Here is a 17,633-nt window from a genome sequence, read left to right as displayed (position 1 = left end):
CGACGATAACGCGGCCCGCTCGTGGCGACATGGGCGGGCCGCGTCTTTTGAACTTCCGGAACCTTCAGCGCCGGAATGACGAGAAAGAAGACGAGTCCCTCTACATGTCCCAACCCACCGCCCTCTGCGTCTACTGCGGCTCCAGCTCCGGCAGACATCCCGAATACGCCGAACAGGCCCATGCCTTCGGCACCGAAATGGCGCGGCGCGGCATCGCCCTGGTCTACGGTGGCGGCAACGTCGGCCTGATGGGCGTGGTGGCCGACGCCGTGCTCGCCGGCGGCGGCAAGGTGATCGGGGTGATTCCGCGCCAGCTGGTGGAGCTGGAAGTGGCGCACCCGGGCCTGAGCGAGCTGGTGGTCGTCGAGACCATGCACCAGCGCAAGACGCGCATGTACGAGTTGTCCGATGCCTTCGTCGCCCTGCCCGGCGGCTTCGGCACCATGGACGAGATGTTCGAGATGCTGACCTGGGCCCAGCTCGGCCTGCACCGCTACCCGTGCGCCTTCCTCGACGTGCGCGGCTACTATCGCGACCTGCGCCAGATGATGCAGCACATGGTCGAGGAAAACTTCGTGCGGGCCGAACAGCGTGACGGCATCTGGTTCGGCGACAGCATGGCGGAGCTGTTCGACTGGATGGCCGCTTACCAGGGCAGCTACGTGCCGAAATGGATCGATACGCGCAGCGTCGACGCCTGACCGGGGACCCCGCCATGAACAGCTTCCGCGCTTTCCGCATCCACCACGACGACGCCGGCCATCGCGCCGGCATCGAGAACATGACACCCGACGCGCTGTCGCCGGGTGAAGTCCTGATCAAGGTCGCCTACTCGTCGGTGAACTACAAGGACGCCCTGGCCGGCACCGGCAAGGGACGCATCCTGCGCAGTTATCCGCTGAACGGCGGGATCGACGTGGCCGGTCGGGTGGTAGCCTCCACCGACCCGGCGTTCAGGGAGGGCGACGCCGTGTTGTGCACCGGCAGCGGCCTGTCCGAGACACGCGACGGCGGTTATGGCGAATATGCCCGGCTCGACGCGCGCTGGACGATTCCGCTGCCTGCCGCGCTGAGCCTGCGCGAAAGCATGATCATCGGCACCGCCGGCTTCACCGCGGCGCTCGCGCTGTTGCGCATGCAGGACAACCGGCAGACGCCGGCTCTGGGCCCGATCGCGGTGACCGGCGCCAGCGGCGGCGTGGGCCAGCTGGCGATCGATATCTTCAGCCGTGCCGGCTATGAAGTGCACGCGATCAGCGGCAAGGCGGAACACTTCGATGCGCTGCGCGCGCTCGGTGCCCGCGAATGCGTCGATCGCCACCAGCTCGCCTTCAGCGGCAAGCCGATGGACTCCGCCCGCTTCGGCGGCGCGCTGGACAACGTCGGCGGCGCGATGCTGGGCGGCCTGCTGCCCCTGATCAGCCCGTACGGCAACGTGGCGATCTGCGGCAATGCCGGCGGCATCGCCTTCGACAGCACCGTCATGCCGTTCATCATCCGCGGCGCCAGCCTGCTCGGAATCGCCTCGGCGGGTACCGCCCGCGACCTGCGCGACAGCGTCTGGCAGCATCTGGCCAGCGACTGGAAACCGCGGCACCTGGAACGCATCGTCACCCTCGAAGCAGGATTGGATGAGCTGCCGGGCGTGTTTGCGCGTATGCTCGCAGGCGAATCCTTCGGACGTACCCTGGTGCGCATCGACAGCACGGTTTGAAGAAACTGCGCTTGGAAGTACCATCACCACGGCTTAGAATCAACGAAACTCGCAGGGGATTATTTTTCTATGGCACGCATCCTGATCGTCGACGACTCCCCTTCACAGCTGCTTGGCATCAAGCGCATCGTCGAAAAACTCGGGCATGAAACCCTTTCCGCCGAAGACGGTGCCGCCGGCGTGGAAGTGGCCAAGGCCGAGAAGCCCGACCTGATCCTGATGGACGTGGTCATGCCCAACCTCAACGGTTTCCAGGCGACCCGCACGATCAGCAAGAACGCCGACACGGCCCATATTCCGATCATCCTGGTCACCACAAAGGATCAGGAAACCGACAAGGTCTGGGGCATGCGCCAGGGTGCCAAGGCCTACGTGACCAAGCCGATCCGCGAGGAAGAGCTGATCAAGGCCCTGGAAGAATTCCTGCCGGGCTGAGCAATCACCGAAAGCAACAACAGGAAACGGCGCCTCAGGGCGCCGTTTCCTTGTCTGCCAACCCGGTAGGTAGCCGCTACCGCGGATTGAAGTCGCCGAAGGCTGCCTGCAGCGCATCGTAGGCGGCACGCTGCTCCTCGGTGTCCGCTGGGGGCGTGCGGATGGACAGCTCCACCAGCTGGTCGCCGGGATGGGAGCCGGGCATGCCGCGGCCCTTCAGCCGCAGCTTGCGCCCCGATTGCGAACCCGCCGGGATGCGCAGGTCGACCGTTCCGGCCAGGGTCGGCACCGGCACGGCAGCGCCCAATGCGGCCTCCCACGGCGTGATCGGCAGCACATGCACCACGTTGCGGCCGTCCAGACGGAAACGGGCGTCGTCACGGATGCCCACCTCCAGCAACAGGTCGCCGTTCGGTCCACCGGCCATGCCGGGCTGGCCCTGGCCGGACAGGCGGATCACCTGGCCGGGCTGGATGCCCGCCGGGATCTTCACTTCCAGCACGCGCTCGCCGCCGGCCGGATCGTGCATCGCCAGCCGCGTGTGGCCACCGTCGAACGCCGTCTGCAGGTCGATCTGCACCGAGGCCTGTACGTCCTGGCCGCGACGCGGGCGCGGCTGGCCGCGATGGCCACCACCTGCGGCACCGCCGCGCCCGAACAGGCTCTCGAAGAAGTCGCTGAAGTCACTGTCGTCGCCGCCACCAAAGCCGTGTTGGCCCTGCCAGCCGGGCGGTGGCCTGAACTGCTCGCCCTGCCGGTAACCACCGGCGCGCAACTGATCGTAGGAACGCCGCTTTTCGGCATCCTTGAGCACCTCGTTGGCCTCGTTGACCGCCTTGAATTTCTCCTCGGCGCCGGCCTCCTTGTTCTTGTCCGGGTGGTACTTGCGCGCGAGCTTGCGATACGCCGACTTGATCTCGGCCTCGCTGGCATCGGGCTTCACACCCAGGATCTCGTAATAGTCTTTGAATTCCACTCACCGCTCCCCGACTCACGCGAAACCCGCGGCGCGTCGACCACGCCGCGGGGTCAGCCACCCGATCCTCAGTGGTTCACGTTGATGGTAATGCGCCGCGGCGTCGCCTGCGCCTTCTTCGGTATCACGATCTCCAGCACGCCGAACTTGCCCGTCGCCGTGACACCCTCGGCATCGGCACTGTCCGGCAGGGCGAAGCGGCGATGGAAGGCTCCGCGCGCCCGTTCGACCCGGGTGAACTTGCCGTCCTTTTCCGCGGCAACGACATCACGCTCGCCCTTGATGGTGAGGATGCCCTTGTCCATGCTCACCTCGATCTGCGCCGGGTCCACGCCGGGGATGTCGGCCAGGATCACGAAGCGCTGCTCGTCCTCGCGAATGTCGACGCGCGGCGCCCACTGGCTGGTGACCACGTTGGAGGCGTCGCCGTCTTCCGGTTGCAGGAAGCGGTCGAAGGCCTGACGGATCTCTTCGGGCAGGCCGGTGCCCGCGTTCCAGATGCCATGACGACCCAGATTCATTGTTTGTCTCCTTGCACGAGTTGCGGTCAATTACCGCCTGAGACAGAAAATAGGTGCGGCCGCGGACGATTCAAGGCGACAGCCTGCCGCGGCGCGATTAGCATGAGATGCCCCCTTCCCGACCCGAGACCCGCATGAGCATTCAGCCCGGCGACACGATTCCCGACACAGCCGTCCAGTGCATCGACGGTGACATCCAGCCGGCCCAGACCGCGGCCCTGTTCGCCGGACGCAAGGTGCTGCTGTTCGGCGTGCCGGGCGCGTTCACCCCGACCTGCTCGAACCGGCACCTGCCCGGCTACTCGGCGCATTTCGCCGAGTTCCGGCAGCGGGGCATCGACGTGATGTGCCTGGCGGTGAACGACGGCTACGTGATGCAGGCCTGGGCCGCCTCGCAACAGGTTCCGGCCGGCTTGCTGATGCTGGCCGACGGCAACGCCAGTTTCACCCGTGCCCTGGGGCTGGAGCTGGATGGCAGCGCTTTCGGCATGGGCCTGCGCACGCGCCGCTTTGCGCTGTATGCGGAGGATGGCGTGGCGCGCCTGGTGCGGGTGGAGGCACCCGGTGAACTGCGTGTTTCCAGCGCCGAGGCGATGCTGGTGGCGGTCGACAGCCTCGGCTGAATCCGCCACGGACTCAAAAAAAAACCCCGGCGATGCCGGGGTTTCTCGTGTCGCCAGGAGGGTGGCCTACTCTTCGCCGGCCGCCGGCTCGGTTGCCGCCTCGTCGCCACCACCGGGCACGTCGGCGCCGACGGCTTCGGCATCCTCGCCGTTGTCCTCTTCCGCATCCAGCCGCATCACGCTGACCAGGGTTTCGTCGGCAGGCAGCTTGATCAGGGTGACGCCCTGGGTATTGCGACCGAGCTGCGAAACTTCCGCCACACGGGTACGCACCAGCGTGCCCTGGTCGGAGATCAGCATCAGTTCGTGCGCCTCGGTGACCTGCACCGCGCCCACCAGCGCACCGTTGCGCTCGGAACACTGGATGCCGATCACGCCCTGGGTGCCACGGCCCTTCTTGGTGAACTCGGCCAGTTCGGTGCGCTTGCCGTAGCCGCGCGCGGTAGCGGTGAGGATGTCGCCCTCGGCCGCCACGATCAGCGACACCACCTCGGCGCCGCCGACCAGCTTCATGCCGCGCACGCCGGAGGCGGTGCGGCCCATCGAGCGCACGGTGTTCTCGTCGAAACGATTGACCTTGCCGTTGGAGGCGAACAGCAGGATGTCGCTGTTGCCGTCGGTCAGTTCCACGTTGACCAGGGCGTCGTCGTCATGCAGCTTGATCGCCAACTTGCCCTTCTGCAGCTGGAAGGCGAACTCGGACAGCGGGGTCTTCTTTACCGTGCCGTGCCGGGTGGCGAAGAACACGAAACGGTCTTCCGCATACTCGCGGATCGGCAGCACTGCCTGCACCTTCTCGCCCTCGCCCAGCGGCAGCAGGTTGATGATCGGCTTGCCGCGGGCACCCGGGCCCGACTCGGGAATCTGGTAGACCTTCTGCCAGTAGACCCGACCGGTGCTGGTGAAGGCCAGCAAGGTGTCGTGGGTGTTGACCACCCACAGCTGCTCGACGAAATCCTCGTCCTTCAGCGCGGAGGCCGAACGCCCCTTGCCGCCGCGTTTCTGCGCGCGGTAGGTGCTGGCCGGCTGGCGCTTGATGTAGCCGGTATGCGACAGAGTGACCACGACGTCTTCCGGCGCGATCAGGTCGAGCACGTTGAGATCTTCCTGCGAATGCTGGATCTCGGTGCGACGGGCATCGCCGAACTCGGCCTTGATCGCCTCGAGTTCCTCGCGGATCACTTCGAGCAGGCGATCGGGGTTTTCCAGGATCTCGATCAGGGCGCGGATCGCCTCGAGGATCTGGCGGTATTCGTCGGAGAGCTTTTCCTGCTCCAGCCCGGTCAGGCGATGCAGGCGCATCGCCAGGATTTCCTGGGCCTGGATCTCGGACAGCTGGTAACCGTCGGCCTTCAGGCCTTCGCGCGGGTCCATGTCCTCCGGTCGCGACGCATCGGCGCCGGCGGCGGAGAGCAAGGCGCCGACCATGCCCGGCTGCCACTTGCGTGCCAGCATGCGCTCGCGCGCCTCGGCCGGCGACGACGAGGTCTTGATCAGTTCGATCATCTCGTCGATGTTGGCCAGCGCCACGGTGAGGCCTTCGAGGATGTGCGCGCGGGCGCGTGCCTTGCGCAGCTCGAAAATGGTGCGGCGGGTGACCACTTCGCGACGGTGGCGGATGAACGCCTCGAGGATGTCCTTGAGGTTCAGCAGTTTCGGCTGGCCGTCCAGCAGGGCCACCATGTTGATGCCGAAGGTGACCTGCAGCTGGGTCTGCTGGAACAGGTTGTTCAGCACCACGTCGCCCATCGCGTCCTTGCGGATCTCGATGACGACGCGCATGCCGTCCTTGTCGGACTCGTCGCGCAGCTCGCTGATGCCTTCGAGCTTCTTTTCCTTGACCAGCTCGGCGATCTTCTCGATCAGCCGCGCCTTGTTCACCTGGTAGGGCAGCTCGTGGATGATGATCGTCTCGCGGCCGTTGGCCTCGGTCTCGATCTCCGCCCTGGCCCGCACCAGGATGCGGCCGCGGCCGGTGCGGTAGGCCTCGATGATGCCTGACGAGCCGTTGATGATGCCGCTGGTCGGAAAGTCCGGACCCGGCACGTAATGCATCAGCTGGTCGATCGACAGCGCGGGCTCATCGATCAGCGCGATCGTCGCGGCAATGACTTCGTTGAGGTTGTGCGGCGGGATGTTGGTGGCCATGCCCACCGCGATGCCGGCCGAACCATTCACCAGCAGGGTTGGCACGCGCGACGGCAGCACCAGCGGCTCGTGCTCGCTCTCGTCGTAGTTCGGCCCGAAGTCGACGGTGTCCTTGTCGATGTCGGCCAGCAGCTCGTGGGTGAGCCGCGACATGCGCACTTCGGTGTATCGCATCGCCGCGGCGTTGTCGCCGTCGACCGAGCCGAAGTTACCCTGGCCGTCGACCAGCATGTAGCGCAGCGAGAACGGTTGCGCCATGCGCACGATCGCGTCGTAGACCGACTGGTCGCCGTGCGGATGGTATTTACCGATCACGTCACCGACCACGCGCGCCGATTTCTTGTACGGCTTGTTCCACACGTTGCCCAGCTCGCTCATCGCGAACAGCACGCGGCGATGCACGGGTTTCAGACCATCGCGCACATCGGGAAGAGCGCGCCCCACGATCACGCTCATGGCGTAATCGAGGTAGCTCTGGCGCATCTCGTCTTCGATGTTGACGCGAATGATTTCTTTGGCGAGTTCTGCCATGAATCGGCTTCCTTGATGACAAAAAAAGGACGCTGGTGCCGCGCCTCCGGCGCATGCGCAAGCGACCCGAAATCAACCCGTCGATTTTAGCACAAGCGGCCTCAAAACGACAGGATTTAGTCTTTCAAAATCAATAACTTGCAGCCAGGCTTCATGATTTGTGCCAAGCGCTCTTCCGACTGCTTACATATTGATCAGCAGCAAGGCCGCTGAAGCCGCTGCGACAGGTGCGCGCAAGCGGCCACGCGGGTCCTGCAGAAGGTGACCAGGGGCCTCCCGGAAAGTACCCAGCCAGGCACTTTTCAGCCGAACATCGCCTGCATGGCGAGGCTGTTCGGCCGCTCGATCACGCCGCGCTCGGTGACGATCGCATCGATGAGTTCGGCGGGCGCCACATCGAATACCGGGTTCCACGCCTGTGCGCCCTCGACCACCGTGCGGCTGCCGGCCGTGCTCAGCAACTCGGCCGCATCACGCAGCTCGATCTCGATTTCCTCGCCCGTACCCGTGGCCATGTCGACCGTGGAGGACGGAGCCACCACCATGAACTTCACGCCGTGGTACTTCGCGGCGATGGCCAGCTGGTAGGTGCCGATCTTGTTCGCGGTGTCGCCGTTGGCGGCGATCCGGTCGGCGCCCACGATCACCCATTGCACCGCACCGGATTTCATCAGGTGGGCGGCGGCGGAATCGGCGATCAGCTGGGCCGGGATGCCGTCGCGCACCAGTTCCCACATCGTCAGTCGCGCACCCTGCTGCCATGGTCGTGTTTCACCGGCGTATACCCGAGCGATGCGTCCAGCCGCCACGCCGGCACGAATCACGCCCAGCGCCGTGCCGTAGCCGGCGGTGGCCAGCGAACCGGTATTGCAGTGGGTCAGCACCCCCGATCCGGGGGCGATCAGTGCCGCACCCAGCTCACCCATTTTCCGATTGGCGGCCAGATCCTCGTCCTGGATCGCCTGGGCCTCGCGCAGCAATGCATCGCCATCGGCACCCGCAACGATGCGCCGCTTCATGCGGTCCAGCGCCCACATCAGGTTCACCGCCGTGGGGCGCGCCGCGCGCAAGTCCGCCAGCACCGGCTCCAGCGTCACACCCTGCTGTGCCGCCATCGCCACGCCCCACGCCGCGGCGATGCCGATCGCCGGCGCGCCGCGCACGGCGAGGTCGCGAATCGCCGTAGTCACCTGCGCCGCGTTGCGACATTCGATCCAGCGCTCTTCGCCCGGCAGCAGTCGCTGGTCGAGCAGGCACAGGTGGTCGCCACGCCACTGCACGGCGCGGATGGAATCATGGGTGGGGTCGAATGCGGTCATCCATCCATTATCGCCTGCCGCGCGACGATTTCGCACGGCAGGCGGCCGGGATCAGCGGCGCTGGTGCAGCCACTGGTGGATCGCCGGCGGGACCTCGCGCTGGGCACGGCCGGAGACGTAAATGCCGATGTGGCCGCCCCTGAACGCGACCTGGGTGTAGTCGGTGGTGCCCACGTGCTTGCCCAGAGCACGCGACGCATCCGGCGGCACCAGGTGATCCTGCTCGGCGAAGATGTTCAGCACCGGCTGGGTGATCATGCCCAGGTCCACGCTCCGGCCGCCGATTTCCAGCGTGCCCTTGACCAGCTTGTTGCCCTGGTAGAAATCCTTGATGAACTGGCGAAACGCCTCGCCGGCCTGGTCGGGCGAATCGAAGATCCAGCGCTCCATGCGCAGGAAGTTTTCCAGCTCGACGGGATCGTCGAGGATGTCGACCATGCCGATGTATTTCTGCTGGTTCAGGCGCACCGGTTTCAGGGTGAGGTAGACGTAGTTCATCAGTCCCGCGGGAATGTTGCCCATGGTGTCGACGAACAGGTCCACATCCATGCTGCGGCACCAGCTGGACAGCATGTTGTCCGGCGTGTGGAAGTCCACCGGCGTGACCATGGTGATCAGGTTCTTCACCTTGTCCGGGTGCAGCGCGGTGTAGCACAGCGAGAACGCGCCGCCCTGGCAAATGCCGAGCAGGTTGATCGCATCCAGATCGTGGCGCGCGCGCACGGCATCGACGCAGCGATCGAGGTAGCCGTTGATGTAGTCGTCCAGGGTCAGCCAGCGGTCGGCGCCGTCGGGATAGCCCCAGTCGATCAGGTAGACGTCCTCGCCCTGCTCCAGCAGATTGCGCACCATCGAGCGGTCAGCCTGCAGGTCGGTCATCCACACCGTGTTGACCAGCGCGTAGACGATCAGCAACGGCGTCTTCGAGGTGGCCTTGCCGTGGCCGGTGAAGTGCCAGACCTTGAGCTTGTCTTCGCTGTAGACCAGCTCGCGGGGGGTGTTCGCGTACTCGGGTTCGCGCATGTTGCGCAGGTTGGCCATGCCGGCGGCCAGCTTGCGCTGGAAGGCCGACATGTCGGCCAGGGCCTTCGTCGGATCGATGTGCAACGGGCTCTGCATGACGACGCTCCCTTACTTGCGCTTGCGCGCGCTGGCCGAGGATGTGGGGACAGACTTGCGCGTGCTCTTTGCGGCCGGCTTCTTCGTTGCCGCAGCCTTCTTCGCGGCGGACGACGGTTTCGCGGCAGCCTTCGCCTGCGCGGGCTTCGCGGCCGGGCGATCGCCCAGCTGACGCTTCAACGCAGCCACCTCGCGACGCAAGGCGACGAGTTCGTCGGCATGACCGCCGGAAGCACCTGCCTGGCTGGCGCGGAACTCGCGGCGCAAGGCCTGCAATCGCTGGCCCAGGCTCGACACCTCGCTGCGAGTCGGCACGCCGAGCTGCTGGCACATCTGCTCGGTCTGTCGTTGCTGCAGCTGGCGCACGCGCATCTGCGTGTTGACCATCTCGCCATAGGCTTCGCGGAATTCCGCGGAAAGTGCGATGTCGGCGTAGGCCTCCTCGGAAGCGTCCACCCACAGGTCGTACAGGCCCTTCAGCGAATCAACCTGGCGTCCTGGCGCGGCGTGCGCGGACAACTTTTCCTGCAGGCGCTGCATGCCTTGCGTGTTGGCCTTCTGGATCAGCTCCTGGTATCTGGCGGAAGCCTGCAGGGATGCCAGCAGGGCCATGCCCAGTTCCTGCTGCTGCATCTGCTGTTCGCGATTGAGGCCGAATGCCGGCGTCGGACCATGCGCACCCGGCATGTCGCCCAGGCCCATGCGCTGGGCCGCCTGCGACCAGGACTGCCACTGCCGCGCAAAACTCTCCGCCCCCGCACTGTCGATGCCACCGAAGGCCTGCGCAAAGGGCGGGTTGCCGGTACCGAACATCTGTTGCAACTGCTGCTGCCAGTCACTGGACGGCCGATGGGTCACGCCTCCGCTGGCGGCGTTCTGCATCCAGTCGAAATAGCCCTTCAGGCCGGACAGGGTGCGTTCCAGCGTATCGGTGCCCGTCGCCTGCGACGGTGGGGGCGCAAACGGGTTGGCCGCGGTTGGCTGCTGGAATTGCCGTGTCCAGGCATCCCATGACTGCTGCGCCAGCGCCTGATAGTCCTTCATGAAATCACTCGCCGGATCAGCCATCGTTGCGTCCTCGTCTGCGGTTCCCGCCATCCTAGCAAAAGGTCATGACAGCGGATCACCGCCCGCAACGAAGAAGGCCCGGCATGAGCCGGGCCTTCTTCATGTTGCTGCAGATGAAGCGAAAAACTCAGACGCTTGCCGCGTGCTCGTCTTCCGTCACGGCCTTCATCGACAGGCGGATGCGGCCCTGCTTGTCGACTTCCAGCACCTTGACCTTGACGATGTCGCCTTCCTTCAGCTTGTCGGAGACCTTCTCGACGCGCTCGTCGGAGATCTGCGACACGTGGACCAGACCATCCTTGCCCGGCATGATCGTCACGAACGCACCGAAGTCCATCAGCTTGGCGACCTTGCCCTCGTAGATGCGGCCCGGCTCGACGTCGGAGGTGATCTGCTCGATGCGCTTCTTCGCCGCTTCACCCGCCTCGCGATTGACCGAGCCGATGATGATGGTGCCGTCGTCGCTGATGTCGATCGTGGTGCCGGTCTCTTCGGTGATCGAGCGGATCGTGGCGCCGCCCTTGCCGATCACTTCGCGGATCTTGTCCGGGTGGATCTTGATGGTGATCAGGCGCGGGGCAAACTCGCTCATCTCGGTGCGGGCGGTGGTCAGCGCCTTGCCCATTTCGCCGAGAATGTGCAGGCGACCCTGCTTGGCCTGGGCCAGCGCCACCTTCATGATCTCTTCGGTGATGCCGTCGATCTTGATGTCCATCTGCAGCGCGGAGATGCCTTCGGCACTGCCGGCCACCTTGAAGTCCATGTCGCCGAGGTGATCCTCGTCGCCCAGGATGTCGGACAGCACGACGAAGTCGTTGCCTTCCTTGACCAGGCCCATGGCGATACCGGCGACCGGCGCCTTCAGCGGCACGCCGGCATCCATCATCGCCAGCGAGGAACCGCACACCGAGGCCATCGACGAGGAACCGTTGGACTCGGTGATTTCCGAGACCACGCGCACCACGTACGGGAATTCCTCGATGCTCGGCTTGACCGCCTGCACGCCACGCTTGGCAAGGCGGCCGTGGCCGATCTCGCGACGCTTAGGCGCGCCGAAACGACCCGCTTCACCCACCGAGAACGGAGGGAAGTTGTAGTGGAACAGGAACGGGTCCTTCGACTCGCCGCCGGGGGCGTCGATGATCTGCGCGTCACGCGTGGTGCCCAGCGTGATGACGACCAGCGCCTGGGTCTCGCCGCGGGTGAACAGCGCCGAACCATGGGTGCGGGGCAGCACGCCGACACGGGCGGTGATCGCGCGTACGTCGTCCAGCTGGCGTCCGTCGATGCGCACCTTGGTCTTCAGCACGCTGTCGCGCATGGTGTGGTATTCGAGTTCCTCGAATTCCTTGGCCATCGCGGCGGTGGACCAGCCGTTCTCTTCGGCCTGCGCCTTGAGGCCGGCCAGCACGTCGGACTTGATCGCGGAGATCGCGTCGCGACGCTCCAGCTTGTCGCGCACCTGGAACGCGGTAGTCAGCTGGTCACCGACGGCGCCCTTGACGGCGGCCACCAGCGACTCGTTGCGGGCCGGAGCCTTCCAGTCCCACGACCGCTTGCCGGCCTCGGTGGCCAGTTCGGCGATCGCGCGGATCGCGGTCTGCATCTGCTGGTGGCCGAACATCACCGCGCCGAGCATCACGTCCTCGGACAGCAGCTGCGCTTCGGATTCCACCATCAGCACGGCGCCGGCGGTACCGGCGACGACCAGATCCAGCTCGGACGTCTTCAGTTCGGTCTGCGACGGGTTCAGCAGGTACTTGCCGTTGGCGTAACCGACGCGGGCAGCGCCGATCGGGCCCTTGAACGGGATGCCGGCCAGGCTCAGCGCGGCAGAGGCGCCGAGCAGGGCCACGATGTCACCGTCGACTTCCGGGTTCAGCGAGACGACCTGGGCGATGACCTGCACTTCGTTCTTGAAGTCTTCCGGGAACAGCGGACGCACCGGGCGATCGATCAGGCGCGAGGTCAGCGTCTCCTTCTCGGTCGGACGGCCTTCGCGCTTGAAGAAGCCGCCGGGGATGCGGCCGGCGGAATAGAACTTCTCGACGTAGTCGACGGTGAGCGGGAAGAAATCCTGGCCTTCCTTCTGCTTGGTCGCGGCGACAGCGGTGACCAGCACCACGGTGCCGCCCATGCTGGCCATGACCGCACCGGACGCCTGGCGGGCAATTTCGCCCGTCTCCAGTGTGACTTCGTGATTACCGTACTGGAATGACTTGGTTACTTTTGCCACGTGCTTAATTCCTGATCTGATTGAGAAGTGCGCCCACGAATGGGCGCCTCTTGATCTTTGCGTTCACGGATGAACGCACGAAATTACCGGCGAAGGCCGAGGCGTTCGATCAGGGTCTGATAGCGCGCAAGGTCGCGATCCTTCAGATAGCTGAGCAGGCGCTTGCGCTGATTGACCAGCTTCAGCAGGCCACGGCGGGAGTGGTGATCCTGCTTGTGTTCCTTGAAGTGGCCGGTGAGGTGGTCGATGCGGGCGGACAACAGCGCCACCTGGACTTCGGTCGAACCGGTGTCGTTCGGCACGCGGCCGAAATCAGCGATGATCTTGCCGGTCTGTTCTGCGGTAAGGGACATGGAGTACGTTTCCTTGATAAGGCGATGCGAAGCTTGCGCTTGCATCATCGGCGATGACGCAAGCGCAAGCTTCGCCTAGTTGAGTGAAAGCGTTGAAATAACTTGTCTATTCTACTGATGGGAGTGCTGTTACAACAAGTGCGCAAGGCGTTTTGCGGGCAAATCGGTCAGTCCGGCGGCAGGTTGAAGCCGCGAATGACTCGGGCACGTCCTTCCGCATCGCTCTCCAGCAGCGCCAGCAGCGCACCGTCGCTGGCGTAGGCCGCGCAGCGACCGGCTTCCGGCAACCCCGGCAGGCTGATCTGCTGACCACGTGAAATCGCCATGCTCTGCGCTTCGTCCAGGTGCAGGACCGGCAGATCCGACAGGCCCGCCGATACCGGCAACAGCCATGCCAGCAGTGCGTCGTCACCCTGCTCCGCGGCCTGCTCGAGCTGCGCCAGGGTCACCATCTGCGGCTCGCGGAACGGCTCGACCCAGATCCGCCGCAATGCGGTCAGGTGGGCGCCGCAGCCGAGGTCCTCGCCAAGGTCGACCGCCAGCGAGCGGACATAGGTGCCCGAACCGCATTCCACCAGCAGTCGCAGGGTTTCCCCGTCGCGCTCGAGCAGTTCCAGGCGGTGCACGTCCACTTCGCGCGCGGGCACGTCGACCACCTCGCCCCGGCGCGCCTTGGCGTAAAGGCGCTCGCCGTCGTGCTTCAGCGCCGAATACATCGGCGGCACCTGCAGGATGTGGCCGCGAAGCCTGGCCAGCGCCGTCTCGATCGCCGCCGCGTCGAGCGGCGGCACCGGCAACCGGCGAACGATCTCGCCTTCGCTGTCAGCCGTATCGGTGCTGATGCCCAGCCGGCATTCGGCCAGATACGCCTTGCGCGCGCCGAGCAGGCTGCCGGCCAGCTTGGTGGCCTCGCCGAAACACAGCGGCAACAGCCCGGTGGCCAGCGGATCAAGCGCGCCGGTGTGGCCGCCCTTGGACGCACGCAGCAGGCGACGCACGGCCTGCAGCGCCTGGTTGGAACTCAGGCCCAGCGGCTTGTCGAGCAGGACGATGCCGTGCAGGTCACGGAACTGGATGCGGGACTGGCGACTCATGGATTCAGCGACGATCCTTGCAACCGCTCAGTCCTCGGCGTCGCCGTCCGGCGGCGCGATGGTGCGGGCCTGCTCGCGCAGCAGCGACTCGATCCGCTCGCCCTTGTCGACCGAATCGTCGTACTTGAACTTCAGTTCCGGCACCCGGCGCATGCGCATGCCGCTGTGTGCCAGCGAATGACGAATCTCATGGCTGATGGCATTGAGCGCCTTCACCGCGGGGAGCCCTTGCTCGGGCAGCATCGCGGTGACCCACACGGTGGCCCAGTCCAGGTCGCGGGTGATCTCCACGTCCGACACGCTGACCGACGGCAAGCCGTGATCGCGCACCGCCGCGTGCACCAGCAAGCCCAGCTCGCGCCGCAATTCGGCGCCGATGCGGTCAGTACGTTTGAAGTCGCGGGAAGGCATAGAAAACTCCGAAGGACGATATCCCTTCTCCCTTTGGGAGAAGGTGCCCCGCGAGGGGCGGATGAGGGTTCACGACCCTGTATGAAACTTCACGCAGGTCGTGGACCCTCACCCCAACCCCTCTCCCAAGGGGAGAGGGGTTCAAGGTCAAAGCGTGCGTGCGACCTCGGTGCGCTCGAAGCACTCGATCTGGTCGCCCGGCTTGACGTCGTTGTACTGCTTGACGGCGATGCCGCACTCCATGCCGTTGCGCACTTCGTCGACGAGGTCCTTGAAGCGGCGCAGCGATTCCAGCTCGCCCTCGAAGATCACCACGTTGTCACGCAGCACGCGGATCGGCTTGCTGCGCTTGACCGTGCCTTCGGTGACCATGCAGCCGGCCACCGCACCGAACTTGGAGCTGCGGAACACGTCGCGAACCTCGGCGATGCCGATGATGTCCTCGCGCACTTCCATGCCGAGCAGGCCGGTGGCCGCCTGGGTCACCTGGTCGATCACGTCGTAGATGATCGAGAAGTAGCGCACGTCCAGGCCGCCAGTCTCGATCACCTTGCGTGCCGACGCGTCGGCACGCACGTTGAAGCCGATGATCAGTGCCTTGGACGCCGCCGCCAGGGTGGCGTCGGACTCGGTGATGCCGCCGACGCCGGAGGCCACCACGTTGACCCGCACCCGATCGTTGCCGATCTGGGTCAGCGACTCGCGCAAGGCTTCGACCGAGCCCTGCACGTCGCCCTTGACCAGGATGTTGAGCGTCTGCTGCTCCACGCCCTGGCCCATCTTGGCGATGATGTCCTCGAGCCTGTTGCTCTTGCTGACCATGCGCGTCTCGCGGCGCTTCTGCTGACGCTCCTCGGCGACCTCGCGGGCCAGACGCTCGTCCTCGACGGCGACGAAGTCGTCACCGGTCTCCGGCACGCCGGACAGACCCAGCACCTGCACCGGAATCGATGGACCGGCCTCGGTCACCTGCTTGCCGGTTTCATCGATCAGGGCGCGCATGCGGCCGTATTCGACGCCGCAGACCACGAAATCGCCCTTGCGCAGCGTGCCCTGCTGCACCAGCACGGTGGCCACAGGGCCACGACCGCGGTCCAGGCTGGACTCGATCACCACGCCGGAAGCGCGGCCATCGGCAACGGCCTTCAACTCCATCACTTCGGCCTGCACCGAGATCGCATCGAGCAGATCCTCGACGCCGGCACCGGTCTTGGCCGACACCGGGATGAACTGGACGTCGCCGCCCCAGTCTTCCGGCACCACTTCGTACTGCACCAGGCCCTGCTTGACGTTGTCGGGATTGGCGCCGTCCTTGTCCATCTTGTTGACCGCGACGATCAGCGGCACCTTGGCGGCGCGCGCATGCTTCACCGCTTCCACGGTCTGCGGCATCACGCCGTCATCGGCCGCCACCACCAGGATCACGATGTCGGTCGACTGCGCGCCACGGGCGCGCATCGAGGTGAACGCCGCATGGCCGGGGGTGTCCAGGAAGGTGATCACGCCCTTCGACGTTTCCACGTGATACGCACCGATGTGCTGGGTGATGCCGCCGGCTTCGCCGGAGGCCACCTTGGTGCGGCGGATGTAGTCGAGCAGCGAGGTCTTGCCGTGATCGACGTGACCCATGATCGTGACCACCGGCGGGCGCGTGATCTTCTCGCCTTCCAGCTCGACGTTCTGGGTGTGTGCCGCCAGCGTCTCCTCGGCGTTGTTCTGGTTGTCCGCGACCGGCGTGTGGCCAAGCTCCTCGACCACCAGCACGGCAGTGTCGTGGTCGACGGTCTGGTTGATGGTCGCCATCACGCCCATCTTGAACAGCGCCTTGACCACCTCGGAACCCTTGACCGCCATCTTCTGGGCCAGGTCGGCGACGATGTTGCTGTCACTGATGACCACCTCGCGCACCACCGGTGCGGTGGGGCGCGAGAATCCGTGCGGACCGCTCGGCGCGCTGCTGCGCGACATCTCGCGACCGCCGCTGCGACCGGGCTTGCCACGCTTGCCGCTGGAGGAAGAGCGGCGGGCACGGTCGGCCTCGCTCAGGTGCATCTGGCCACCCGCAAAACGCTTGCCTGCCTCGCGATCTTCCTTGTTGCCAGGCAGTTCGGCGCGCTCGCGCGAATGCTTGGGCTTGCCGCGGGCGGCATCGCTGCCCGCCGCCGCAGGCGTCGCCGCCGCCGCGGTACGGGCCGGCGTTGCCGCAGCAGCGGCCGGTGCTGCAGGTGCCGCTGCCGGCTTGACCAGCTTCTCGCGTTTGCGCGGCTCGTGGATGCGCGGCAGGATCATGCCCAGCTCGCGCTGATCGATGCGCTGCACGGTCGACGCATCGTCGGCCGCCGCCACCGCGGGCGGTGCCTCGGGGGTGGCTTCCGGCTCGGCTGCCGCCTCGACCTTCCCGGACGTGACAGGCTCGACCTCGGGAGTGGCGGCTTCCGCCTCGCGCTGCTCCTGTTCGGCCTTGCGCTGCTGGTCGTCCAGGGCGCGCTGCTGCGCTTCCGCCTGGCGACGCTGTTCGGCCTCGATGCGCTCGCGCTCTTCCTGCTCGCGCTGCTGCTGCGATTCCTGCAGCTTGCGCACGGCATCCTCGCGCTCGGGCTCGGCGCTGGCTTCCTCGGCGATCACGCTGCGCTTGACGTAGGTCCGCTTGGCGCGCACCTCGACGTTGACCGTCTTGGCCGTGGCGGCGGCGCCGCGCCCGCCGGGCGTGGCAACCTTGAGCTCGCCGACCGTGCGTCGCTTGAGGGTGATCTGGCGAGGAGCGCTGTCGTCGACCTCGGCCACCGCCTCGCTCTTGCCATGCGTGCGGCGCAGGAAGCCAAGCAGCTTCACCTTCTCGGTGCTGCTGATGACCTGCTCCTGGTCGGAGAATTTCATGCCCGCCTCGCCAAGCTGCGTCAGCAGCTTGTCGACCGGCATGCCCAGTACCTGGGCGAGTTGTTTGATCGTGACGTCCGACATCGTGTTCTTTGCTCCGCCGTTCCCGCGCTTATCGTCTGTGCGGCATTGTCACCACCGCCACCTCCATCCGTGGTGAAAGGCTTGCGAGAAGCCTTTCGCGGCACACCCATCCGGGGTGTTGCCG

At 65.9% G+C, this 17,633-nt stretch carries 15 protein-coding genes; 4 read left to right on the top strand and 11 right to left on the bottom strand.

The genetic code is table 11. The features are described 5' to 3' along the window. Positions 1-104 precede the first annotated feature (104 nt). From ABNK63_RS07410 to pilH, 3 genes are all read left to right on the top strand, one after another. Positions 105-701: a TIGR00730 family Rossman fold protein gene (locus ABNK63_RS07410; protein ID WP_007805250.1), complete on the top strand. Its 597-nt coding sequence runs from the start codon at positions 105-107 to the stop codon at positions 699-701. A 14-nt stretch (positions 702-715) separates the two neighbouring features. Continuing rightward, a complete protein-coding gene (locus ABNK63_RS07405) occupies positions 716-1,714 on the top strand; it encodes an acryloyl-CoA reductase (RefSeq protein WP_007805248.1) in 999 nt (332 codons plus the stop codon). Between the two features lie 69 nt (positions 1,715-1,783). Continuing rightward, a complete protein-coding gene (gene pilH / locus ABNK63_RS07400) occupies positions 1,784-2,149 on the top strand; it encodes a twitching motility response regulator PilH (protein ID WP_007805246.1) in 366 nt (121 codons plus the stop codon). Positions 2,150-2,225: 76 nt separating this feature from the next. On the opposite strand, the gene ABNK63_RS07395 is transcribed toward pilH, so the two are convergent. Together ABNK63_RS07395 and ABNK63_RS07390 are read right to left on the bottom strand one after the other, a co-directional pair. After that, the gene (locus tag ABNK63_RS07395; RefSeq protein ID WP_350017063.1) at positions 2,226-3,125 is read right to left on the bottom strand and encodes a J domain-containing protein; all 900 of its coding nucleotides are present in this window, start codon (positions 3,123-3,125) and stop codon (positions 2,226-2,228) included. Positions 3,126-3,193: 68 nt separating this feature from the next. Beyond that, on the bottom strand, positions 3,194-3,646 hold the full coding sequence (locus tag ABNK63_RS07390) for an Hsp20/alpha crystallin family protein (RefSeq protein WP_007805243.1): 453 nt from the start codon (positions 3,644-3,646) through the stop codon (positions 3,194-3,196). A 134-nt stretch (positions 3,647-3,780) separates the two neighbouring features. Between ABNK63_RS07390 and ABNK63_RS07385 the strand changes: the two genes are divergently transcribed. Continuing rightward, entirely contained in the window at positions 3,781-4,269 is a 489-nt protein-coding gene (locus ABNK63_RS07385) for a peroxiredoxin (RefSeq protein ID WP_350017062.1), read from the top strand. A gap of 66 nt (positions 4,270-4,335) precedes the next feature. Here ABNK63_RS07385 and gyrA read toward each other — a convergent pair whose 3' ends face one another. The 9 genes from gyrA to infB all read right to left on the bottom strand — a co-directional run bounded on the left by gyrA (position 4,336) and on the right by infB (position 17,509). After that, positions 4,336-6,948 (bottom strand): DNA gyrase subunit A, encoded by a 2,613-nt coding sequence (gene gyrA / locus ABNK63_RS07380; protein ID WP_007805239.1) that lies wholly within the window; start codon positions 6,946-6,948, stop codon positions 4,336-4,338. A gap of 302 nt (positions 6,949-7,250) precedes the next feature. Then, a complete protein-coding gene (mtnA, locus tag ABNK63_RS07375) occupies positions 7,251-8,267 on the bottom strand; it encodes an S-methyl-5-thioribose-1-phosphate isomerase (protein WP_007805238.1) in 1,017 nt (338 codons plus the stop codon). A 51-nt stretch (positions 8,268-8,318) separates the two neighbouring features. Then, positions 8,319-9,386: a class III poly(R)-hydroxyalkanoic acid synthase subunit PhaC gene (locus tag ABNK63_RS07370; RefSeq protein ID WP_007805236.1), complete on the bottom strand. Its 1,068-nt coding sequence runs from the start codon at positions 9,384-9,386 to the stop codon at positions 8,319-8,321. Positions 9,387-9,398: 12 nt separating this feature from the next. Then, the gene (locus ABNK63_RS07365) at positions 9,399-10,454 is read right to left on the bottom strand and encodes a poly(R)-hydroxyalkanoic acid synthase subunit PhaE (protein ID WP_350017061.1); all 1,056 of its coding nucleotides are present in this window, start codon (positions 10,452-10,454) and stop codon (positions 9,399-9,401) included. Positions 10,455-10,581: 127 nt separating this feature from the next. Further along, positions 10,582-12,690: a polyribonucleotide nucleotidyltransferase gene (pnp, locus tag ABNK63_RS07360; protein WP_350017060.1), complete on the bottom strand. Its 2,109-nt coding sequence runs from the start codon at positions 12,688-12,690 to the stop codon at positions 10,582-10,584. A gap of 83 nt (positions 12,691-12,773) precedes the next feature. After that, a complete protein-coding gene (rpsO, locus tag ABNK63_RS07355) occupies positions 12,774-13,043 on the bottom strand; it encodes a 30S ribosomal protein S15 (protein ID WP_007513234.1) in 270 nt (89 codons plus the stop codon). A gap of 167 nt (positions 13,044-13,210) precedes the next feature. Further along, positions 13,211-14,137, bottom strand: coding sequence for a tRNA pseudouridine(55) synthase TruB (gene truB, locus ABNK63_RS07350; protein WP_007805229.1), 927 nt, complete (start codon positions 14,135-14,137; stop codon positions 13,211-13,213). Between the two features lie 27 nt (positions 14,138-14,164). After that, on the bottom strand, positions 14,165-14,548 hold the full coding sequence (rbfA, locus tag ABNK63_RS07345) for a 30S ribosome-binding factor RbfA (RefSeq protein WP_007805227.1): 384 nt from the start codon (positions 14,546-14,548) through the stop codon (positions 14,165-14,167). A 147-nt stretch (positions 14,549-14,695) separates the two neighbouring features. Then, the gene (infB, locus tag ABNK63_RS07340) at positions 14,696-17,509 is read right to left on the bottom strand and encodes a translation initiation factor IF-2 (protein WP_350017059.1); all 2,814 of its coding nucleotides are present in this window, start codon (positions 17,507-17,509) and stop codon (positions 14,696-14,698) included. Positions 17,510-17,633: the final 124 nt, after the last annotated feature.

Origin of the sequence: Rhodanobacter sp. IGA1.0 (assembly GCF_040208325.1) — a bacterium.
Taxonomy (GTDB): Bacteria; Pseudomonadota; Gammaproteobacteria; order Xanthomonadales; family Rhodanobacteraceae; genus Rhodanobacter; species Rhodanobacter spathiphylli.
Note: the sequence above shows the minus strand (reverse complement) of the source record. Positions and strands in the feature narration are given on the sequence as shown.